Origin of the sequence: Streptomyces sp. 71268, assembly GCF_029392895.1 — a bacterium.
Taxonomy (GTDB): domain Bacteria; phylum Actinomycetota; class Actinomycetes; order Streptomycetales; family Streptomycetaceae; genus Streptomyces.
This window is the reverse complement of the sequence record NZ_CP114200.1, coordinates 7,235,885-7,257,131: the sequence shown is the minus strand read 5'-3', so window position 1 is coordinate 7,257,131 and position 21,247 is coordinate 7,235,885. Positions and strand designations below refer to the sequence as shown.

21 protein-coding genes are annotated in these 21,247 nt (G+C 72.7%); 12 read left to right on the top strand and 9 right to left on the bottom strand.

Annotation, left to right across the window (positions count from 1 at the left end):
• Positions 1–2: 2 nt before the first annotated feature.
• Both mtnB and mtnA read right to left on the bottom strand, forming a co-directional pair.
• On the bottom strand, positions 3–713 hold the full coding sequence (gene mtnB, locus OYE22_RS29055; protein WP_277323161.1) for a methylthioribulose 1-phosphate dehydratase: 711 nt from the start codon (positions 711–713) through the stop codon (positions 3–5).
• Entirely contained in the window at positions 710–1,840 is a 1,131-nt protein-coding gene (gene mtnA / locus OYE22_RS29050; RefSeq protein ID WP_277323160.1) for an S-methyl-5-thioribose-1-phosphate isomerase, read from the bottom strand. The genes mtnB and mtnA overlap by 4 nt, the downstream gene beginning before the upstream one ends.
• Positions 1,841–2,806: 966 nt before the next feature.
• On the opposite strand from mtnA, the gene OYE22_RS29045 reads away from it, so the two are divergent.
• From OYE22_RS29045 to OYE22_RS29010, 8 genes are all read left to right on the top strand, one after another.
• Positions 2,807–3,934 carry an LLM class flavin-dependent oxidoreductase gene (locus tag OYE22_RS29045; RefSeq protein ID WP_277323159.1) on the top strand — a complete coding sequence of 376 codons (1,128 nt, stop codon included), beginning with the start codon at positions 2,807–2,809 and terminating at the stop codon, positions 3,932–3,934.
• Positions 3,931–4,449, top strand: a complete 519-nt coding sequence (locus OYE22_RS29040) for a GNAT family N-acetyltransferase (protein ID WP_277323158.1) — start codon at positions 3,931–3,933, stop codon at positions 4,447–4,449. The genes OYE22_RS29045 and OYE22_RS29040 overlap by 4 nt, the downstream gene beginning before the upstream one ends.
• A 14-nt stretch (positions 4,450–4,463) precedes the next feature.
• Positions 4,464–5,474: an amino acid ABC transporter permease gene (locus tag OYE22_RS29035; protein ID WP_277324375.1), complete on the top strand. Its 1,011-nt coding sequence runs from the start codon at positions 4,464–4,466 to the stop codon at positions 5,472–5,474.
• Between the two features lie 8 nt (positions 5,475–5,482).
• Positions 5,483–6,235, top strand: coding sequence for an amino acid ABC transporter ATP-binding protein (locus OYE22_RS29030; protein WP_277324374.1), 753 nt, complete (start codon positions 5,483–5,485; stop codon positions 6,233–6,235).
• A 141-nt stretch (positions 6,236–6,376) separates the two neighbouring features.
• Complete coding sequence (locus OYE22_RS29025; protein ID WP_277323157.1) at positions 6,377–7,360, top strand: ABC transporter substrate-binding protein; 984 nt, start codon at positions 6,377–6,379, stop codon at positions 7,358–7,360.
• 95 nt (positions 7,361–7,455) lie between these two features.
• Entirely contained in the window at positions 7,456–8,553 is a 1,098-nt protein-coding gene (locus OYE22_RS29020; RefSeq protein WP_277323156.1) for an LLM class flavin-dependent oxidoreductase, read from the top strand.
• Between the two features lie 671 nt (positions 8,554–9,224).
• The gene (ssuE, locus tag OYE22_RS29015) at positions 9,225–9,782 is read left to right on the top strand and encodes an NADPH-dependent FMN reductase (protein ID WP_277323155.1); all 558 of its coding nucleotides are present in this window, start codon (positions 9,225–9,227) and stop codon (positions 9,780–9,782) included.
• A 40-nt stretch (positions 9,783–9,822) separates the two neighbouring features.
• Complete coding sequence (locus tag OYE22_RS29010; protein ID WP_277323154.1) at positions 9,823–10,944, top strand: LLM class flavin-dependent oxidoreductase; 1,122 nt, start codon at positions 9,823–9,825, stop codon at positions 10,942–10,944.
• A gap of 16 nt (positions 10,945–10,960) precedes the next feature.
• Here OYE22_RS29010 and OYE22_RS29005 read toward each other — a convergent pair whose 3' ends face one another.
• Complete coding sequence (locus tag OYE22_RS29005; protein ID WP_277323153.1) at positions 10,961–11,908, bottom strand: RNA polymerase sigma-70 factor; 948 nt, start codon at positions 11,906–11,908, stop codon at positions 10,961–10,963.
• Positions 11,909–12,107: 199 nt separating this feature from the next.
• Here OYE22_RS29005 and OYE22_RS29000 point away from each other — a divergent pair, with 199 nt between their 5' ends.
• A complete protein-coding gene (locus tag OYE22_RS29000; protein WP_277323152.1) occupies positions 12,108–12,887 on the top strand; it encodes an NAD(P)H-binding protein in 780 nt (259 codons plus the stop codon).
• Positions 12,888–12,996: 109 nt separating this feature from the next.
• On the opposite strand, the gene OYE22_RS28995 is transcribed toward OYE22_RS29000, so the two are convergent.
• Together OYE22_RS28995 and OYE22_RS28990 are read right to left on the bottom strand one after the other, a co-directional pair.
• On the bottom strand, positions 12,997–13,986 hold the full coding sequence (locus OYE22_RS28995; protein ID WP_277324373.1) for a sporulation protein: 990 nt from the start codon (positions 13,984–13,986) through the stop codon (positions 12,997–12,999).
• A 116-nt stretch (positions 13,987–14,102) separates the two neighbouring features.
• Complete coding sequence (locus OYE22_RS28990; RefSeq protein WP_176160717.1) at positions 14,103–14,324, bottom strand: hypothetical protein; 222 nt, start codon at positions 14,322–14,324, stop codon at positions 14,103–14,105.
• Between the two features lie 605 nt (positions 14,325–14,929).
• Here OYE22_RS28990 and OYE22_RS28985 point away from each other — a divergent pair.
• On the top strand, positions 14,930–15,496 hold the full coding sequence (locus OYE22_RS28985) for a TetR/AcrR family transcriptional regulator (RefSeq protein WP_176160718.1): 567 nt from the start codon (positions 14,930–14,932) through the stop codon (positions 15,494–15,496).
• A gap of 114 nt (positions 15,497–15,610) precedes the next feature.
• The gene (locus OYE22_RS28980; RefSeq protein ID WP_277323151.1) at positions 15,611–16,231 is read left to right on the top strand and encodes a dihydrofolate reductase family protein; all 621 of its coding nucleotides are present in this window, start codon (positions 15,611–15,613) and stop codon (positions 16,229–16,231) included.
• A 185-nt stretch (positions 16,232–16,416) separates the two neighbouring features.
• On the opposite strand, the gene OYE22_RS28975 is transcribed toward OYE22_RS28980, so the two are convergent.
• On the bottom strand, positions 16,417–17,457 hold the full coding sequence (locus OYE22_RS28975; RefSeq protein ID WP_277323150.1) for an EamA family transporter: 1,041 nt from the start codon (positions 17,455–17,457) through the stop codon (positions 16,417–16,419).
• 81 nt (positions 17,458–17,538) lie between these two features.
• On the opposite strand from OYE22_RS28975, the gene OYE22_RS28970 reads away from it, so the two are divergent.
• Complete coding sequence (locus OYE22_RS28970; RefSeq protein WP_277323149.1) at positions 17,539–18,012, top strand: Lrp/AsnC family transcriptional regulator; 474 nt, start codon at positions 17,539–17,541, stop codon at positions 18,010–18,012.
• Between the two features lie 186 nt (positions 18,013–18,198).
• On the opposite strand, the gene OYE22_RS28965 is transcribed toward OYE22_RS28970, so the two are convergent.
• From OYE22_RS28965 to OYE22_RS28955, 3 genes are all read right to left on the bottom strand, one after another.
• The gene (locus OYE22_RS28965; protein ID WP_277323148.1) at positions 18,199–18,792 is read right to left on the bottom strand and encodes a 3'-5' exonuclease; all 594 of its coding nucleotides are present in this window, start codon (positions 18,790–18,792) and stop codon (positions 18,199–18,201) included.
• Between the two features lie 469 nt (positions 18,793–19,261).
• On the bottom strand, positions 19,262–20,053 hold the full coding sequence (locus OYE22_RS28960) for a hypothetical protein (protein WP_277323147.1): 792 nt from the start codon (positions 20,051–20,053) through the stop codon (positions 19,262–19,264).
• Between the two features lie 237 nt (positions 20,054–20,290).
• Complete coding sequence (locus tag OYE22_RS28955; protein ID WP_277323146.1) at positions 20,291–21,127, bottom strand: EamA family transporter; 837 nt, start codon at positions 21,125–21,127, stop codon at positions 20,291–20,293.
• Between the last annotated feature and the right edge of the window lie 120 nt (positions 21,128–21,247).

Genomic DNA, 21,247 nt, shown 5'->3' with positions numbered 1-21,247 from the left:
CGTCACCTCTCGGCATCGGGTGTGTCGTCATGTGCGTCGTCGTGCGTGTCGACGTGAGCGTCGACGGGGCTGATCGACGGCAGGCCGCCGGTGAGCAGCAGCAGTTGGCAGATCGCCTCCAGGCACTCCAGCCGGTCGCGGGCCTGTGCCAGGTCGCGGCCCCAGGTGGTGACGCCGTGGTCGGTGATGAGCAGGGCGGGGGGCGGGTGCGGGGTGGCGGCGAGGTGGTCCGCGACGTCCGCGGCGATCCGGGGCACGTCGGGCCAGTTGGGGAAGACGGGCAGCGCGGCGCTGGTCGGGTCGGCCAGGCCCAGCCCCTTGAGGAGTTCGAGGCGCTCGACGCGCAGCGTGCGCCGGCGCGCGGGGTGCCCGGCGCGGGTGGCGACGGCGGTGGCGTACGGCGCGTGGACGTGGATGACGGCGCAAGCCTGGGTCGTGCGGTAGATGGCGCAGTGGATCGTGGTCTCGGCCGACGCGCGCAGCGGCCCGGGGCTCACCTCGGCCCCGCTGTCCACGTGCACGGCGACCATCTCGCCCTCGGTCAGCTCGCCCTTGGCCCGGCCGCTCGCGGTGATCAGGGCGGTGGCGTCGGACAGCCGTACGGAGAGGTTGCCCGCAGTGCCCGGCATCCAGCCGCGCTCGTACAACTGCCGCGAGAAGCGGGCCAGTTCCGCGCCCGGATCGCCGTCGGCAGGCGGCTCGGCTCCGGTCATGTCGCCGCCCCGCCGCGCTGGTACGAGGCGGCCGGCGCGCCCGCCGGTGGTCGCGCGACGCGCTCCCGGTCGCCACGGCCCGCGGCGGCCATGCCGGCGGCGGGGGCGCCCCCGGGCACGAACACCCGGTCCTCGGAGACGATCGCGGTGACCAGGTCGGCCGGGGTGACGTCGAAGGCCGGGTTGTACGCGGCGGCGCCCGGCGGTGTGGTCACCACGCCCGCGTACGCGGTGACTTCGGTGGGGTCGCGTTCCTCGATGACGATGCCCGAGCCGTCGGCGGTCGCCCGGTCCCAGGTGGACTCGGGCGCGACGACCACGAAGGGGATGGCGTGTCGCGCGGCGGCCGTCGCGAGCCCGTACGTACCGATCTTGTTCGCGACGTCGCCGTTGGCGGCGATCCGGTCGGCCCCCACCAGCACGCAGTCCACCAGCCCCTGGGCCATGGCGGCGGGTGCTGCGGAGTCCACGCACACCCGGTAGGCGACACCCGCCCGCCCCAGCTCCCAGGCGGTCAGCCGGGCGCCCTGGAGCAGCGGCCGGGTCTCGCCCACCAGTACCTCGCGGACCAGGCCGCGGCGGCCGAGTTCGAGGATGACGCCGAGCGCGGTACCGACCGCGGCCGTGGCCAGGCGACCGGTGTTGCAGTGCGTGAGCAGGCGCATCGGCCGCGCTCCGACGCGCGCGAGGACCAGTTCGCAGGCGCGCTCCACGGCGGCGGCCCCCGTCGCGACGTCCTCATCGATCATGGCCAGCGCCTCGGCGAGGACCGCGTCGGGTCCGGCGGCGACGCGCCCGGCGGCCCGGTGGACGGCCCAGGCCAGGTTGACGGCGGTGGGCCGGGCGGCGGCCAGCCGCGCGGCGTCGGCGCGCACCGCGGCCTGGTCGCACCCGCCGTCCGTGCGGTGCCGGTGGGCCGACAGCGCCACGCCGAGGGCGCCGGCGAGTCCGATGGCCGGCGCCCCACGGATGGCGAGCGAGCGGATGGCGGCGACGAGTTGGTCCACGCTGGTCAGCCGCAGCACCCGGGTCTCGCCGGGGAGCGCGCGTTGGTCGACGGCGACGATGGCCCCGTCGTCCCAGGCGAGCGACGGCTGGTCAACCGGTGCGGCACCGGAGGCGGGCACGGGCCGCCTCCCCCTCGCGTCATCCATCGGCATTCCCTCGACTCGGGCCGGGGCGGCACGTGCGGCCCCGAACTGTGGCGTGCCCCGCGGCCCATGCCGCGGCGGTCGTACGGAGACGGCCCCGCGACCGGGCGCGGGACGGACGGACGACGGTCGGGCGCGCCGTGGTGGCGGCGCCCGACGGCCAGGCTATATGAAAACGATAATCAAATATACGGGTGCCGCGACACCGCGCGGAACCGACCGACAATGCCCCCACCCCACGGCGGGAGTGCCCCGAGACGCGGCGAACGACGAACGGCGGACGACAGTCGGCGGCGGGCGATCGACAGAACGGCCGGCGGGCGGCCGGCGGACGGTCGGGGCGTACGCCGGCGTACGAGACGGATCGGACGGCGACCGGCGGGCCGCGCTCCGCGCCGCGTCGCGACCAACTCCGCTGGTGGCGGGGCCGGTTCGTGGTCGATCGTATGTGCGCCCCTCGCGGGTGTGTCAATGGGCGCACATATCGCATCAGAGTCGGTCAATGTCCGTCCAATATCCGGGCACGTAGTTGACGGGAGGCGCAAACTACTGGTCCATTAGTTTCGTGAAGGGACAACAGCGCTTGGTCACCCGCGACCACATCGACTTCGGTCGGGTGTGGTCCGCCGCGTGTTGTCGCTAACGCGGCAGCGGGCCGTCTGACCGGCCCTCTCCTCCTGCGGTAGCCCCGTCGCGGGCCCCCCTCGCTCGCCGCCCCACCCTCGCGCGGCCCCTCCCCCACGTCGGCCGGCCCCCGCATCCCAGCGGCGCGCCGCCGCGGACCACGCCGCGCGAACCACCGTCCGAGCCCGCGCCACCCACCGGTGCGCCGTGCTCGCCGCGTCCCGTTCACCCACCACTTCCGTGCCACCCCGACGGCCCGCTCCGCGCGCCGACCCGTCGGTGTGTCGCCCTCCCCGTTTCTTCGCGAAAGGCCCTCCCATGCCCGTGGAGTTTCTTGGCATCGCTGCCACCAACGACGGTTCCGAGACCACCGCACGCTCCGGCGCCGCGTTCGACAAGGAGTACACGATCCGGCTCGCCCGGGCGCACGAGGAGTACGGCTGGGACCGAGTGCTGTTCGCCTACGCGTCCGGCGCCCCCGACCCCGCCCCGGCCGCCGCGTACCTCGCCAGCAAGCTCGACTCCCTCCAGATCCTGCTCGCCCACCGGCCCAACGTCTCGTACCCCACCTTCGCCGCCAAGACCTTCGCCACCCTCGACCAGATCAGCGACGGCCGGCTGACGGTGCACTTCATCACCGGCGGCAACGACCACGAGCAGCAGCGCGAGGGCGACACGCTCAGCAAGGACGGGCGCTACGCCCGCACCCGCGAGTACATCCAGCTCGTCAAGAAGATCTGGACCACCACGGAACCCTTCGACCACGAGGGCGAGCACTACCGGTTCCGCGATTTCGTCGCCGACGTCTTCCCCGTTCAACAGCCGCGCCCCGGCGTCTCGTTCGGCGGCTCGTCGCCCGCCGCGTACGCCGCCGGCGGCGCCGAGGCCGACATCTACTGCCTGTGGGGTGAGCCGTTGGCCAAAACCGCCGAGCAGATCGAGGCGGTGAAGGCGGCCGCCGCGGCGGCCGGGCGCACCGACGTGCCGCGCATCCAGGTCGCCTTCCGCCCGATCATCGCGCCGACCGAGGAGTTGGCCTGGGAGAAGGCCCACCGCACGGTCGGCGCCATCCGGGCCCGGCGCGAGCAGGGGCTGCCCCGCCACCACCGCGGCGGCGCGCCGGAGAACACCGGCTCCCAGCGGCTGATCGCCATCGCCGAGCAGGGCGAGCGCTACGACCGCGCGCTGTGGACCCCGACCGCGGCGGCCACCGGCGGCGCGGGCAACTCCAACGCGCTGGTCGGCACGCCCGAGACGGTCGCCCAGGCGCTGCTCGACTACTACGACCTCGGCGTCGACATCCTCTCGGCCCGCGGCTACGCGCTCCTCGACGACGCCATCGACTTCGGCCGGTACGTGATCCCGATCGTCCGCGAGGAGGTCGCCAAGCGCGACGCCGAGCGCGCGGCGGGCGCCGAGCGGAGCCTCGCGGCGGTGCGCGGATGACCTCCGTCGCACAGCCCCCATCCGACCTGACGGTCGTCGAGGTCCCGGTCTCCCACCCGCTGGTCAAGCCGCTGCTGCGGGAACTCGGTGACGAGTACACCGCGCGCTACGGCGGCGACGCGCACGAGGAGTTGGCCCGCTACCCCGACGAGGAGTTCACGCCCGCCCACGGCGGGACGCTGCTCCTCCTCCTGGAGGACGGTGACCCGGTCGCGGGCGGTGCCTTCCGCCGCTACGACGCCGCGACGGCCGAGCTCAAGCGGATCTGGACGCACTCCGCGCACCGCCGTCGCGGCCTGGCCCGACAGGTGGTGATCGAGCTGGAGCGCACGGCGCGCGAGCGCGGCTACCGGCGCGTCTACCTGACCACCGGGCCGCGTCAGCCCGAGGCCCGCGGCCTGTACCTGGCCACCGGCTACACGCCGCTCTTCGACACCGAGGCCGACCCCGAGACCATCGGCCCGCTCCCGTTCGAGAAGCACCTCGCCCCGGCAGACCAGCAGGCACGACCATGAGCAGGCACACCACCATGGGACTCACCACGGACCCCGCGCCGCCGGGCACCGGCGGCACCGACCTCGCACCTCACAAGGAGGCCGACCCGGGCGACCTCGCCGCGCTCAGGGTCGTCCCCACCCGGCACTACGGCCGGTGGGCGGCCGCCGTCGCCGTACTCGTGCTGACGGCGCAGTTCGCGCACGGGCTGATCACCAACCCCGTCTGGGAGTGGGAGGTCTTCCGCGCGTACGTGCTGTCGGAGACGATCGTCTCGGCCGTCGGCCTGACGCTCCAACTCACCGCGTACGCCACCGTCCTGGGTTTCGCGCTCGGCACCGTGCTGGCCTTCATGCGGCTCTCGCGCAACCCGGTCCTGCAGACCGTGGCCTGGGCCTACATCTGGATCTTCCGGTCCATCCCGATGATCGTGCAGCTCGTGTTCTGGTTCAACCTGAGCGCCCTGTACGAGCGGCTCGGCCTCGGCATCCCCTTCGGCCCGGTCTTCTGGTCCGTCGACAGCAACGACCTGATCGGCACCATCGGCGCCGCCCTGATCGGCCTCTCGCTGCACCAGGCCGCCTACGCCGCCGAGATCGTGCGCGGCGGCGTCATCTCCGTGGACCACGGCCAGTTGGAGGCCGCCGCCGCGCTCGGCATCCCGCGCCTGCGGCAGATCCGGCGCATCGTGCTCCCGCAGGCCATGCGCGCGATCCTGCCCACGGCCGGCAACGAGATCATCGGCCTGCTCAAGGGCACGTCGGTCGTCTACGTCATGGCCATCGGCGAACTCTTCTACCAGGTGCAGGTGATCTACGGCCGCAACGGTCACGTGATCCCGCTGCTGATGGTCGCCACCGCCTGGTACGTGTTCCTGACCTCCGTGCTCTCCCTCGCGCAGTACTACGTCGAGCGGCACTTCGCCCGTGGCGCCAACCGCACCCCGCCGCCGACCCCGCTCCAGCGGGCCCGCGCCGTCGTGGCCCGACTGCGGGCCACCGCGGCCGACAAGGCGCCCGCCGCACCCCGGGGAGGCACGGCGTGAACGACGTCATGGTCGACGTACGCGGCGTCCACAAGAGCTTCGGGGCGCTGAAGGTGCTGCGCGGCGTCGACCTCACGGTCCGCACGGGCGAGGTCACCGCGCTCCTCGGCCCGTCCGGGTCGGGCAAGTCCACGCTGTTGCGCGTCATCAACCACCTGGAGAAGGTCAACCGGGGGTGGATCAGCATCGACGGCGAGCTGATCGGCTACCGGCGCTCCGGCGACAAGCTGTACGAGTTGCGGGAGCGGGACATCCTGCGCCAGCGCACCCACATCGGGTTCGTCTTCCAGCACTTCCACCTCTTCCCGCACCTGACGGTCCTGGACAACGTCGTCGAAGCCCCGGTCGCCGCGCTGCGTCGGCCCCGCAAGGAGGCCGTGGTGACGGCGGAGCGGCTGCTCGCGCGGGTCGGCCTGGCCGACAAGGCCGGCGCCTACCCCCGCCAACTCTCCGGCGGGCAGCAGCAGCGGGTGGCCATCGCCCGCGCGCTGGCCATCGAACCCAAGGTGCTGCTCTTCGACGAGCCGACCTCCGCGCTCGACCCGGAGCTGGTCGGCGAGGTGCTCGACGTCATCAAGGACCTGGCCCGCTCCGGCACCACGATGGTCATCGTGACCCACGAGATCGGCTTCGCCCGCGAGGTCGCCGACACCGTGGTGTTCCTGGACGGCGGCGTCGTCGTGGAACAGGGCCCACCCGGCGCCGTACTCGACGCCCCTCGGCACGAGCGCACCCGCGCCTTCCTGTCCAAGGTGCTCTGACCCCGGCGCGCCCCGTACCCCGCCTCACCTCCACCCCCGCACCACCCCGTACGCCTCATATCACCCACCCTGCTCTGTCTCGTCCCGCGACACCCCGCACCCGCACCGCTCACGTTCCACCCGCAGGCAAGGAGAACACCCATGCGCACCCTCGTCGCCACCCGCACCACGGCCGCGGCGCTCGTCCTCGCGGCCACCGCCGCCCTCGCTGCCTGCAGCAACCCCTCGGACGGCGGCAGTACCGAGGTCGCCGCCAAGTCCGGCGCCCGTACGAAGATCAACCTGAGCCCGGACCAGAGACGGATCAGCACCCCCAAGGTGGAGGCCATCGCGGCCAAGGTGCCCGCCGAGATCCGCGAGCGGGGCACGCTGAAGATCGTCAACTCCTCCGGTTCGGCAGCGCCGTTGAACTTCTACGCCACCGACAACAAGACCCTCATCGGCGTGGAGACCGACATCGCCGCCCTGATCGCGAACGTGCTCGGCCTCAAGCCCCAGTTCACCTCGACCTCCTGGGAGAACATCTTCATCGGGCTCTCCAGCGGCAAGTACGACCTGGGCGCGAGCAACATCACCGTTACCGAGGAGCGCAAGGACCGCTACGACTTCGCCACCTACCGCAAGGACGACCTCGCCTTCGAGGCACGCGAGGGCAGCGGACTCACGGTCAAGGGGCCGAACGACGTGGCGGGCAAGACCGTCGCCGTCAGCTCGGGCACCAACCAGGAGAAGCTGCTGGTGGAGTGGAGCAAGGAGAACGAGCGGGCCGGCCGGAAACCGGTGGACATCAAGTACTACCAGAACGCCACCGACACCTATCTCGCACTCGCCTCCCGCCGCATCGACCTCTACCTCGGCCCGAACCCGAACGCCGCCTACCACGCGGCGTCCACCGGCAAGACCGAGGTCGTCGGCACCCATTCGGGGGCCGGCACCTCCCTCCAGGGCCTCATCGCCGCCACCACCAAGAAGGGCAACGGGCTGGTCGAGCCGCTGGCCGAGGCGCTGAACGAGGTCATCGACAGCGGCACGTACGGCAAGGTGCTGGCCCGCTGGGGCCTGACCAACGAGGCCGTGGCGAAGTCGGAGATCAACCCGCCGGGGCTGCCGCGCACCAACAGGTAATCCCCGCGTCGCGGCCCCGGCGCCCGCTTCCCCTCGTGGCGCCGGGGCCGCGTCCGCCCGCGCCCACGCCCGGCCCACGCCACCGGAGGTACCCCGTGCGATTCCAGGTCCTGACCATCGTCCAGCACGCCCCCCATCCGCTGACCGGCGCGCTCGGTTCCGCGGCCGACCGGCTCGCCGAGGTCGTGGAGACCGGCGTGCGGGCCGAGGAGTTGGGCTTTGACGCCTATGCGGTCGGCGAGCGCCACGCCGGGGCGTTCCTGTCCTCCAGCCCCACGGCGCTGCTCGGCGCGCTGGCCGCCCGCACCACCCGGATCAGGCTGCTGACCGGCGTGACCGTGGTCGCCATCCTGGACCCGGTCCGGGTGGCCGAGGACTACGCGACGCTGGACCAACTCTCGCGCGGACGCATCGAGTTGGTGATCGGCAAGGGCGCGGAGATGGGCCACTTCGACCTCTTCGGCCTGGACGAGGAGTCGCAGTGGGAGTACCAGGCCGAGAAGTACGAACTGCTGCGCAGGCTGTGGCGCGAGGAGAAGGTGAGCTGGCGGGGGCGGTTCCGCCCGGCCCTGGACGGGGCCACCACCGTGCCCCGCCCGTTCGGCGCGCGCCCGCCACGCGTCTGGCACGGCTCGGCCACCAGCCTCAACTCCCCGGAGCTGGCCGCCCAGCACGGCGACCCGCTGTTCAGCGCCAACGCCATCCAGCCGCGCGCGGCGTACGTCCGGCTCATCGACCACTACCGCGAGCGCTACGTGGCGCACGGACACGACCCGGCACACGCCTACGTCGGCGCGGGATCGGGCGGCCTCTTCCTGGCGGACACCACGCAGCAGGCCATCGCCCGGTTCAAGGACTTCTACGAGGCGCGGGTGCGCCAGACGTACAAGCCACACCTGGCGGGCAAGCCCGGCTACAACACGCCCTTCCGATCCATCGAGGAGGCGATCGCGGACGGCCCGCACCTGATCGGCAGCCCGCAGCAGGTCATCGACAAGATCCTCGACTTCCACCAGGTCTACCGGCACGATCTGCAGTCCATCACCGTGGACGGCTCCGGGCTCGCCCTGCCGGCGCAGTTCGAGCAGCTCCAGCGCTTCGCCGAGGAGGTCGCGCCGGTGGTACGGCGGGCCGCGCCCACCACGCTGTGGCAACGCCCGGCCCACGCGGAGCGGAGCACGCCCGCGCCCTGACGGGGCGTGTGCCACCGGGCCGGGCCGGTCAGCGGGCCGCCCGGGCTCGCGTCAACGGGAATTGAACGGCGATCCGTCCGCCATGCGGAATCACATTTCGGCCTTCTTGACCGGTCGAACTCCCCACTGGTTAGATCGGTGACATGAAGCGACAGGAACTCACGCGGCGACGCCATGTCGATCTCGCGCGCGTCACAAGTTCCCGCTGTCGCCCGTGATTACGAGCGCGGTCGCGCTGAATTACCCGCTCCCGCCAGGCGCCCCCGGTCGCATCGCCTCTGACCAGTGATCATTCGGGCCCACCAGCCCTCGATCCGGCGCACCGGCCTCCCTTCCGTAACTCCCGCGACGGCGCGGAAGCGGCGCGGGAATTTCCTCCCCGGATCGCCTGTTCACATTCCTGTCCTCGCTTTTCCACGGCTTCTCCAACTCCCCACGGAACAGCGCCAGCAGATCTCTCCACACGTCTGCGTGCATACGACATCGACCGGCGTGGACGGCGACGGAAAGACCTGTGTTCGCACACGTCGTCACCGGGTTCTGGCACCCGCTCGCCCCACACCGCCCGCGACGCCGGGAACGCGTTCCCGCCCCGTACTCCCCGGCCCGGCCGGCCGGCGTCCGTACGCCGCCGTGCCGACCGAACCCCTGGTCTTCGAAAGGTCCCCGTCATGGCCACCGTCCTGTCCGTCTCCGGAAGCCCGTCCGCGACCTCGCGCACCGCCAGGCTGCTGCGCCACCTCGACGCCCGACTCGCCTCCCAGGGACACGAGGTGGTCCCGCTCGACGTCCGGACCATCCCGGCCGAAGCGCTGCTGGGTGCCGACTTCGAGCACCCGGCGATCGTGGCGGCCACGGCCCAGTTCGCTCGGGCGCAGGGCGTGGTGATCGGCACCCCCATCTACAAGGCCGCCTACTCCGGCCTGCTCAAGTCCCTGCTCGACCTGCTGCCGCAGTACGCGCTGGCCGACAAGACCGTCCTCCCGCTGGCCACCGGCGGCACGACCGCGCACGTGCTGGCCATCGACTACGCGCTGCGCCCCGTGCTCAACTCCATGGGCGCGGCGCACATCGTGCAGGGGTGGTTCACGCTCGACAAGGACCTGGCCGTCGGCGACGACGGCGCGCTGACCATCGCGCCGGCCGCGGCCGGCGCCCTGGAGCAGGTCGCGGACCAGTTCTCGGCCGTGCTCGGAGGCCGTACGACCGTGTTGGCGGCCACCGGATGAGCGCCCCCACCCACCCCTGCGCGCGAAGGGCGTACACCCCGTGAGCCTCACGTTCCACTGGTTCCTGCCCACCAACGGCGACAGCCGCCACGTCGTCGGCGGCGGCCACGGCACGCCCGTCACCGCGGCCGGCGGCGACCGCCCACCGACCGTCGGCTACCTGACGCAGATCGCCCGCGCCGCCGAGGACCTGGGCTTCGTCGGCGCGCTGACGCCCACCGGCGCCTGGTGCGAGGACGCCTGGCTGACGACCGCCATGGTCAGTCAGCACACCGAGCGGCTGAAGTTCCTGGTCGCCTTCCGCCCGGGGTTCGTCTCACCCACCCTCGCGGCCCAGATGGCCGCCACCTACCAGCGACAGACCGGCGGCCGGCTGCTGCTGAACGTGGTCACCGGCGGCGAGAGTCAGGAGCAGCGGGCCTACGGCGACTTCCTCGACAAGGACGCGCGCTACGCCCGTACGGACGAGTTCCTGCGGGTGGTGCGCGGGTTGTGGCGCGGCGAGCGGGTGGACCTGGAGGGTGAGCACCTGCGGGTGGCGGACGCGCGGCTGTCCCAACTGCCCGACCCGGTGCCGGAGATCTACTTCGGCGGCTCGTCGCCCGTCGCGGGCGAGGTGGCCGCCCGCCACGCGCGGGTCTACCTCACCTGGGGCGAGCCGCCCGCCCAGGTGGCAGAGAAGATCGCCTGGGTGCGGGGGCTGGCCGAGAAGGAGGGGCGCGACATCCGCTTCGGCATCCGGCTGCACGTCATCACCCGGGACAGTGCGGAACAGGCGTGGGCCGAGGCGCGGCGGCTGCTGGACGGCTTCGACCCGCGGACCGTGCGCGCGGTCCAGAGCGGGCTGGCCCGCAGCGAGTCGGAGGGCCAACGGCGGATGCTCGCCCTGCACGGCGGCGAGCGGGACGACCTGGAGATCCACCCGAACCTGTGGGCCGGCATCGGGTTGGTACGCGGCGGCGCGGGCACCGCGCTGGTCGGCAGCCACGACGAGGTGGCCGAGCGCGTCATCGAGTACCACCGGCTCGGCATCGACGAGTTCGTGCTCTCCGGCTACCCGCACCTGGAGGAGGCGTACTGGTTCGGCGAGGGCGTCCTGCCGCGCCTGGCCGCGCGGGGCCTGTGGGCCCACCCGGCGGGGACGGTGCCCACCGCGGCGTGACCGGGGCGGGGCGCGCTCAGCGGCTGACGGCTGTCTCGCGCCCCACCCGGGACAGCTTGTCGGGGTTGCGGACGTGGTAGGCGCCGGTGACGTAGCCGTCCTCGACCCGCACCGCCACCACGCCGTCGATCTCCCCGCCCACCCGGACCAGCAACCCCGGGCCACCGTTGATCTGCACCGGCTCGACCGACCTCTCGGCGTCGCGCCGCCACCAGCCGGCGGCCAGCAGGCGGGCCACCCTGTCCGCGCCCACGACGGGTTGGAGCAGGGCGTGCCTGACTCCCCCGCCGTCGCTCAGGGCGACCACGTCCGGGGCGAGGATGTCGAGGAGGCTCTGCAACTCCCCCGTCTCGACGGCACGTTGGAAGGCCTGCAGCGCGGCCCGGGTCTGGGTGGGCGAGACGGGGCCGCGCGGTCGGCGCGCGGCGACGTGTGACCGGGCCCGGTAGGCGAGTTGGCGGACGGCGGCCGGGCTCCTGCCGACGGCCTCGGCGATCTCCTCGTACTCGACGGCGAACACCTCACGCAGTACGAACACCGCCCGCTCCACCGGCGTCAGCGTCTCCAGGACGAGCAGCATGGCCATCGACACGCTGTCGGCCAGTTCGACGTCCTCGGCGACGTCCGGGGCGGTCAGCAACGGTTCGGGCAGCCAGGGCCCGACGTAGGACTCCTTGCGCCGGCTGAGCGCGCGCATCCGGTCCAGCGCCTGCCGGGTGACGATCCGCACCAGGTAGGCACGCTCCTCCCGCACGGTCGCCAGGTCCACGCCCACCCACCGCAACCACGTCTCCTGCAACACGTCCTCGGCGTCGGCGGCCGAGCCGAGCATCTCGTAGGCGACGGTGAACAGCAGGTTCCGGTGAGCGACGAACGCCTCGGTGGCGGCGTCCACCGGCTCCGCCCGATCGCCACGCCGCGGCCTCCCGGCCGGGCTCGTGACCGGATCGCCGTGCTCGCTCATACAGACTCCCACCCGCTCGTTTCCCCACGCTGCCGCACGCACTGGACGCCGGCGCCGGCGGCCGCGTAACACCCGCGGCCGGTGGCCTACGTCACACGGGCGCGGTTGTTACGCGTGCCCCGAGGCCGACGTCTGGTGTGCGTCGGTGCGCCCACCGCACCGACCCAGCACCCCAGAACCGGGAAGAAGGACAGGGAACATGAGCACCGTCAAGTTCGCCGTGGCAGGAGCGACCGGACGGCTGGGACGCCACGTCGTGGACGTCCTCGCCGAGCGGGGACACCAGGTCGTGTCGATGTCCCGCGCCACCGGTGTGGACGTCATCACCGGTACGGGCCTGGCCGACGCCCTGACCGGGGTCGACGTCATCATCGACGTCGCGTCGTGGCACGCCTCGGACCAGGAGGCGGCCACGGAGTTCTTCCGCACCGCCACCCGCAACCTGCACGAGGCCGGCCGGCACGCGGGCGTCGACCGGCTCGTCGCCGTCTCCATCATCGGGGCCGACAAGGCCACCGCCGGCTTCGTCGCGGCCCAGCAGGCGCACGAGGAGGCCCACCTGGCCGGCCCGCTGCCCGCCCGGATCCTGCGGGCCGCGCAGTTCCACGAGTTCGTCGACCAGCTCCTGGACTGGCGACAGGGCGACGTCGCCTACGTACCGGCCCTGCCCACCCAGCTCGTGGCCTGCCGCACCGTGGCCGAGACGCTGGTCGACCTGGCCACCGACGCGGACGCGCCCGACCCGTCGGCACCCGACACGCCGATCCCCGAGATCGCCGGGCCCCGCCGGGAGGTCATGGCCGAGGCGGCCAAGCTCCTCGGCGCCCGCCGCGGCATCAAGGTCGTCGAGGTCGACGGCGCCGGCATACCCGACGCCGAGATCGCCGCGGCCGGCGGGTTCCTGCCCGGCCCGCACGCCAGGCTCGCCGGTCCCACCTTCCAGGAGTGGCTCGCCACCCGGGAGCGGGTGCCGTCCTGATGACCCAGATGTGGTCAGCCGGTACCACCCACTGATACCGGCGCCGTGGGGGCGCGGCGTCCGGCCGCGCCCCCACGGACGGGCCCGGCGAACTGCCCCGTACGCGCCGTCAGTCCTCCCCCTCTTCCCCCTCGTCGCCCTCGAAGGCGTCACCGATCTCGTCGACCACCTCGGCCGCGACGATGCCACCCACGACGCCCACGGCCACCCCGGCCGCCACTCCGGCCACCACGGCCCCGGTGCCCGGCCCCGACCGGCCTCCCGTGGCGTGCCCTGCGAGGTACCCATCGGACGCGGCGGGCCCGTGGTCCACCGCGTACGCGCCGCCACGCCGCTCGACCATGCCCCGAACCCAGGAGTCCACCGCGGCCGGCCAGTCCATCCGCTCGACGTCCTGATGGGCCACGGTGAACCGGTGGACGGCGTCGCCGCCGGCGGACAGCAGGCCACCGCGCTTGTCGGCCTCCAGCACGACCTCCATGCCCACCGGCGTGGCGAGGAACGTCACCTCGACCTCCTGGACGGCGTGCGCCAGGTCCGGCGGCGGGCTGAGTTCGATCTCCTGGTAGAACGGCAGGCTCTGGCTGGTGCCGCCGATGTGGCCGAGTTCCAGGTCCGCGCTGGTGAACCCGTATCCGAGCTGCCCGAACGCCTCCAACACCGCCTCCTGCACCGGCAGCGGGCGCACCCGCAGCGGGTCCAGGTCGCCCTTGTCTCGCGCGCCCGCGACCGCGAGTTCCGTGCGGACGCCGAGGACCACGCCGAGGCCCTGCCCGTACAGCTCGGTCATCGGCGTCTCCCATGGCAGCGGCAGCCCGAACGGCACCTCCCGCTCCTGGCCCTCGGCCAGCCGGAAGCCCCCGTCGATCGTCGCCCGGTGGAAGGCGACCAGCCCCTCCCGCTCCCCGTCGCCGCCCTCGGCCTCGACCCGGGCGACCAACTCCAGCGTGACGTGCTCGATCTCGGCCGCCGACGTGCCGCCGACCATCCGCACCCGGCCGGACAGGACGCCGCCTGGCGGCACCGCGCCGTCGTCCAGAACCGTGTCCACCGAGGGGCCGCCCACCCCGATGGCTCCCAGCAGCCGTTTGAACACCATCGCGGCGCTCTCCCTCTCCGTCGCTCTCACGTGATGATCCTTCGCACCGCGCGCCACCCGGCACGCGCCCGTACGCGGCGGCCCCCCGCGCGGGGGGCCGCCACCCGGTGCCCGGCCTACTTCGCCGCGGCGTCCAGGGCCGCGAGGGACGCGGCCCAGTGGAAGTACTTCACCTTGGCCAGATCGGCCACCGTCGTGACGCCGAACGCCTCGTGCAACAGCTCGCCGTCGCGGTCCGAGACGCCCTTCAGGGCCGAGACCGGCGCGGCGAGGATCTCCGGGAGATCCTTGTCCGCCCACGCCTTGTCGAGCACCTTGCCAAGATCTACTGCCGCCATTGCCCTCTCCCTGGGGATGTGGTGTTCACTCGTGATCGGCCGGGCCGCGGCACGGTCGCCGCCGCATCGGCCCGCACCGGTTCCGGCGATTCCGGCGATCCCGGCCCTGTGCGGCCGACTTGGCCGGAACGCCGCGCCGGCGCGGCCGCGTGGTCCGGCTTCGTGCGGTGTAGCGGGGTCTGTCGTACGTCGCCGGGGTCGCGGAACTCCGGTTGCCAGGGCCGCCACGGCGTTCCTCCGGTTCCGCTCCACCGACCGAGGGCACAGAATCTACAACACTGTAGAGGTCGACCGGACCGATCGCGCCAGCGAACGCCACCCCACGTCGAGCCACTAACCCCGCTCCCCCGGCGGGTGGATGACACTCCGTCATACCGCCGAGGAACACTCGTACGCCGCCCGAGCGCGGCTCCCACCGACGCCCGCGCGAGTGGCGCCCTCCACCGCCCCTGAGTGGTTGGCCAGTAGCCCACCAGCCCGACTCCTGCGCTCACCGTCACCGCCACGAGGTGGCCTGGTCGGGCGACCGTGGGGCGAGCCCCGCAGCCCGGCCCCCGGTCAGGGCCTCGCTTGGCGCTCCGGGCGCTCAGTGGTTAAGTAGTCACATGACGAGATCGCCGGCTGGGCGCCAGCTTTCGACGGCGGAGGAACGGCGCGAGACGGTCCTGCGGACCGCCGTCGGCGCGTTCGCCGCCCGCGGGTACTACGGCACGACGACGGGCGAGGTCGCCAAGGCCGCCGGCATCTCCCAGGCGTACGTGTACCGGCTGTTCCCCGACAAGGAGACCCTGTTCGTGGCCGTGATCGAGCACTGCTCGACGCGGATGCGGGCGGCCTTCGCCGAGGCCGCGGCGCGGGCGACGAGCAGCGATCCGGCCAGCGTGCTGGACGCGCTGGGTGACGCGTACGCGCGGTTGGTCGCCGACAAGGACCTGTTGCTGGTGATGTTGCAGGCCAAGTGCGCGGCGAGCGAGCCGGCCATCCGCGACGCGGTGCGTGCGACCTACGCGCGCGAGGTCGAGTACGTGCGAGCCGTCTCCGGCGCCGGCGAGGAGGACATCCAACGCTTCTTCGCCCGCGGGTTCCTGTGCGACGCGCTGATCGCCATGGGCGCGGACGAGGTCGACGCCCCGTGGTCGCGCACCCTGCTGACCGGAATCCGCCACTACTGAGCCGGCGAGCGGGGCCCACGCCGCTGTGCGCCACACCCGCGAAAAGAATTCTGGCGCGGGATGTCGAGAACCCGGTCCCGGCCTCGTCCCCGTTACGGCAACCGCGAGGAACGCGTGAGGGAGACGAACGACATGGGCAAGATCACCACCGGCGCCACCACGATGTCCCTGGACGGCTACATCGCCGGACCCGAGGAGAGCGGCTTCGACCTGCTGTTCCAGTGGTACGGCGACGGCGATGTCGAGATCCCGTCGGCCAGCCCCGACGTGCCGCCGTTCCGCGTCTCCGCGGCCAGCGCCGAGTTGCTCGGGCAGGAGTGGGCGAACACCGGCGCGCTGATCGTCGGCCGGCACCTGTACGACATGACGAACGCCTGGGGCGGACGTCACCCGATGGACGTGACCACGGTCGTGCTCACCCACCAACGCCCGGACGACCGGCCCGAGGACGACGAGAACTTCGTCTTCGTCACCGACGGCATCGAGTCGGCGGTGGCCAGGGCCCGGGAGCTGGCCGGTGAGAAGGACGTCGTGGTCAACGGTGGGGAGATGGCCCGCCAGTGCCTGGAGGCCGGCCTACTGGACGAGGTCGGCGTCGCGCTGGTACCGGTCATCCTGGGTGGCGGAAAGTCGCTCTTCGGCGAACTCGGCACCGTACCGGTGCGGTTCGACGGGCCCAGCGCCGTGGTCGACGGCGGCGGTGTCACCCACCTGCGCTACCAGGTCAGGAAGTAGGCCAACGCCCGCCCCGCGCCCGCGCTCCGGGGCGACGGCTCTCCTTAGCCGAGTGCGCCCGGTCGTCTCCGATCCGGTCACACTCGGCCAAGGCACGTCCGAGCAAGGCTCACCCGGCCGAGGTGCGTTCGGTCAACACCCGGTCAGGGCACGGCCTCGGAGACGGGTGCGGCGTGGCCCGGGATTCATCGGGACGAACCCTTCGGCAGGGACGACTCGGTGGCCGGGTCGGTCGCCGCCTCGCCCTCCGGCGCGTCGGCGGCCGACGCCCCGGGCGAGTCGCCGGGCGGCGCGCCCCGGCCCTTGATGCGCCGCGTGATGGCCTTGCCGCCGACGATGAGCACCACGGCGCTGACGATGACGGCCCCGCCGAGCAGCAGGTTCGGGCTGAGGTCCTCCTCGCCGAGCAGGGTGCCGAGCGCGACGGCGACCACCGGGTTGACGTAGGCGTAGGTGGCCATCGTGTCGTTGGGCAGGGTGGCGTTGGCGTAGCCGTACGCCGTGAAGGCGAGCATGGAACCGGCGACGACCAGCCACAGGAAGCCGACGATGGACTCGGTGGAGACGTTCGCGAACTCCAACTCGCCGAACTCGCCCTTGACTCCGGCGAGGGCGACCAGCAGTACCCCGCCGATCACCATCTCCAGCGAAGCCACCACCAGCGGGTGGGGCGGCAACGAGGCGCTGCGGGCGTAGACCGAACCGGCCGCCCAGCACAGCGACCCGATGAGGACGAGTATGGCGCCGCCGGTGTCCACGTCGGCTCCCGGCCCACCCACGAGGACGCCGACGCCCACCGTGCCGAGGAGGAGCGCGAGGGCCATCGTGAGCGTGACCCGCGTCTTGGTCACCGCGGCGTTGATCAGGACCATCCAGACCGGGACGGTCGCCACGATGAGGGCGGCCAGGCCGGAGTCCACGGTGGTCTCGCCGACGCTGAGCAGGCCGTTGCCGCCGACCAGCATCAGAGCGGCGACGACGAGGGCGGAGCGCACGTGCAACTTGGTCGGCCGGTTGGCCCCGCTCGCGTGGCGCGGCGCGACGATCGCGTACATCACCACGCCCGCGATGAGGTAACGGAAACCGGCCATGAGTAGTGGGGGGATGGTGTCGACGGCCATCTGGATGCCGAGGTACGTGGACCCCCACACGACCCACACCGTGACCAGTGCCAGCCAGGGTAGGAGGGAGCGGCGCGTAGACGTCAACTTAGGCTCAGTGAGCATCTGGCCTCATTTACTAAGGCAAGCTACGTATTATGGCTATGCGAGGGTAAGTTGATCCGCCACGGAGGGCAAGTTGTCACTATGACACGACAGCTAGATGACATCGATCGGACGATCCTGCGGGCGATGACGACGGACGGACGGCAGACCGTCCGGGCGCTGGCGCGGATCGTCGGGCTGTCCGAGCCGTCAGTTCGTGAGCGCCTACAGCGCCTTGAGCGCGACGGCGTCATCACCGGGTACCGCGCGCAGCTCGATCCGGCGAGCGTCGACGCGACCACGGCGGCCTTCGTCGCGGTGCGCTTCGAGCCCAACCTGGACGCGAAGGAACAGATCAACAAGCGACTCGAACACGAGGACTGCGTGTTGGAGGTGCACGAGGTGGCGGGCGAGGACTGTTACTGGCTCAAGGTGCGCGTGTCCGGTACCCACGCGCTGGCCGAGTCGCTGGACCGCATCCGGGCGATCCCGTCGGTGCGCAGCACGAGCACCACCATCGTGCTGCGCACGGTCTTCGAACGGCCGTTGGGCCCGGACACCGCGCGCCAGCGGTAAGGCCGACGACACCGCCTGGCCCCGGCACTCCGGCGCCGGCCGCCTCGACGCCGGGCGACGACGGCCGAGCGGTGCGCGCGAGCGCCCCTGGGTGACGCGTCCGGGGGCCGGCGGAGCCAGCGAACCGTACGTCGCTCGGGGGTGTGCGCCCGGCCGCCGAACGGGGGTGGGGCGCGGCTCGCGCGCCTAGAAGCAGCCCGCGGGCAGGGCGGCGCCGCCGGCGTACAGGTGCCTGATGGCCGCGGCGAAGGAATAGCAGTCGAAGAGCGCCGAGTGCTCCTCGCCGGCGAAGGGCTTGGGCAGCCCCAGCACCTTCCACAGGCGGCCCACGTTGGCCTCGGCGGTGGCCGGTGCGAGCGTGTTCAGCCAGGGGCGCACATTGAGGAAGTGGGCGGCGAGAAATCCGCTCTTCACCTCTTCCCCGCGCGCTCGTGCCCAGCCCACGTTCTCCCCGAGGACGACCATGTCGTTGCCGTACGAGAGGACGGACTGGCCGCGGCAGAAGGTCAGGAAATCGCCGAGGGCGGCGGCCGGCGAAAGGCCTTCCCGGTCGACCTCCTCCTGCGTGATGCCGGTGAGGTCGGTGAAGTACGGGGACAGTTCGGGATTGACCACGGGACGCACCAGCACCTCGTACTCCTCGGCGACGGTGAGGTCCTCCCGCAGGCGTAAGGCACCGATCTGCACGATTTCCCGGAGCTGTCCCGGCGCCGCCCAGTCCTGCTCCAGCGCCCCGGGCCACGTGGTGAATTCGAGGTCGAAGATGACAAAGGTCGACAAAGCAGCTCCTCCTAGTACGGAAATCCCGGAACTCAGGTCGCCGATGCGGGGCACGGGGTGGGAAACACGTACGGAACGCCGTCCGGAATACGACGGAAAAACGGTCGCCCGCGCTTTCCCAACGCCCCGACCCTTTCGGGGCCGTATCTCGCGGGGAGTCGTACGGTGCGCACCGCCGGGGCCCCGGAAGTGGCGCGGCGCGACGCCCCGCGAAAGGCGTTGCGATCTGGGCGCCATCGTATCGGCGACGGGCGTCGGTCCAGCTTCTTCCCGGCGCTTCGCCACTCAGTGGACACGCGCCGTTGTGGTGCGGTTTTCCGCACTTCGCCGTCCGTACGCGAACCGGGGGCCGACGTCCCGTCAGGCCGCGCGCGCGGCAGCGACGCGACGCGGCCCCGCCGCACCGGGCGGTCGGCGGGCGCGGTGGGGACGAGCCGGTGTTACCCGACGGGGCGGGCGCGCGGGTGCCTCACGCGCCGGCGTCGTGCCGGTCCGCGCGCGGCACGGGAACGTCATCGCTCAGCCGCTCGGGGCCGCCGTAACCGGGGCTGGCGAAGTCCGGGCTGGCGTAGCCGACGCGCGGGCGCTGCGGGCGACGGTCGGCCCGCCGCCCCGGCCGCGCCTGCTCGCGTTCCCGCAGGCGGTTCCGGAGAAAGGGCAGCATGCCGCGCTCCAACAGCGCCCGCTGCCAGGTCTCGCGGGCCCGGTCCACGGCGGCGGCGCGCGCCGCGCGGTCCGGTCCCGGCCGGGGTATGGAGCGGTGCCGGACGGCCGTGACGAGGAGGCCGGCCAGCGCGGCGGTCCCGGTCAGCACGGCGACCACGGCCGCGGTCCAGCCGGCGCGCACGAGCGCGTCGGCCGTCTCCGGCGTCGAGTCGGCGATCTCCAGGACGTAGCCGAGCAGCAGGAAGACCACGGCCGCCATGCTGGCCAGCAGTGGGGCGAGGACGGCGAGCGCGGGCAACAGCCTGCGCCGCGCCCGCGCCAACCGGCCGACCGGCGACGCCCGGCGCGGCCGCGTCGCGTCCGGGGCCCCACCATCGTCGGCCCGCGCGCCGAGGTAACGCGCGTACTCCGGTGCCGCGTTCGCCGCGATCTCCGACCGGCTGGCCTCGACGCGTTCGCGCAGCCAGTCGGTGAGGACGGCGGTGTGGACGCCTCGGCGCAGCAGCGTACGGATCTCCGTGGTGGCCAACGCCCGGTGCAGCACGTGGTCGAAGTCGGCCCGGTCTTCACCGCGCAGTTCGGGCGCGCTCGTCATGGTGCTCCCCCGGGTCGTGGGCGGAGCTGCCGCGTCCGCCCTTCCGTGCCGCTGTTCTTGCTGGCCTTGCTGGTCCTACTGGTCTCGCTGTTCCGCGCGAGCCTTCGCCGTTCTCGTCGAGGGTTCGCCGTTTCCCGCCAGACTGTTGAATCTACAGCACTGTAGAAACCCAGGGGTGGTAATGCGCCAGTGCCCGACCGATTGGCCACGCCCGCCCCTTCGACCCGGCGCGATCGGTCAGGTCAGGGCGAGGAGGCTGACGGCGACGGCGGCGGCGCCCAGGCCGACCCACTGGCCACGGTGGACGCGCTCGGCCAGGACACCGCGGGCGAGCAGGACGGTGCCGGCCGGGTACAGGGCGGTGATCACGGCGACCACGGCCAGGTCGCCGCCGCGGGCGGCGAGCAGGAACAGCAGGTTGGCGACCGAGTCCAGCATGCCGGCCGTCGCCGAGATCGCGTACGCGGGTCGCTCCGGGCCCAGTCGCCGGAACATCAGCCCGGCGGCGGCCAGCGTGACGGCGGAGGACACGGCGCGGCCGACGACCAGCGGGCCGACGCCGCTGTCGGAGGGCGCCTGGTGCAGGAAGACCAGTTGCAGGGCGATGGCGGCCCCGGCGCCGAGGGCCAGCAGCAGCGCGGTACGCGACGGGCGCGCCCTTCCGGCGCCGTGCCCGGCGCTGACCAGCACCACCGCCGCCAGCGCCAGCGGCAGTCCGACCAGCCCGGTCAGCCCCAGGCGCTCACCCTGCACCAGGCCGACGCCGACCGGCAGCATGGCCGAGACCAGCGCGGTCACCGGCGACAGGACGTTCATCGGCCCGATCGCGAGCGTGCGGTAGAGCAGGGCGAACGCGGCGGCCGAGGCGACTCCGGAGGCCGCGCCCCAGGCGAGGGTGGCGGGGGCGAAGGAGGCGCCGAGGAGGGGCCACAACAGCAGCTCGACGGTGAGCGAGGCCGGGGCCGCGATCATGACGGTGCGCAGGACATGGGCCTTGCGGGCACCGAGACCGCCAAGGAAGTCGGCGCATCCGTAGGCCAGGGAGCTACCCAGGGCCAGCAGCAGAGCGATCACGGGCGGCACATCCCTTACTATCAATCGAACGACCACACCGTACATCGCATCGACCGAAGGCCGTCAACCAAGCGACCGTGTGATGCAATGCACCGACCGCCGACCGAAGGGGCGACAGCG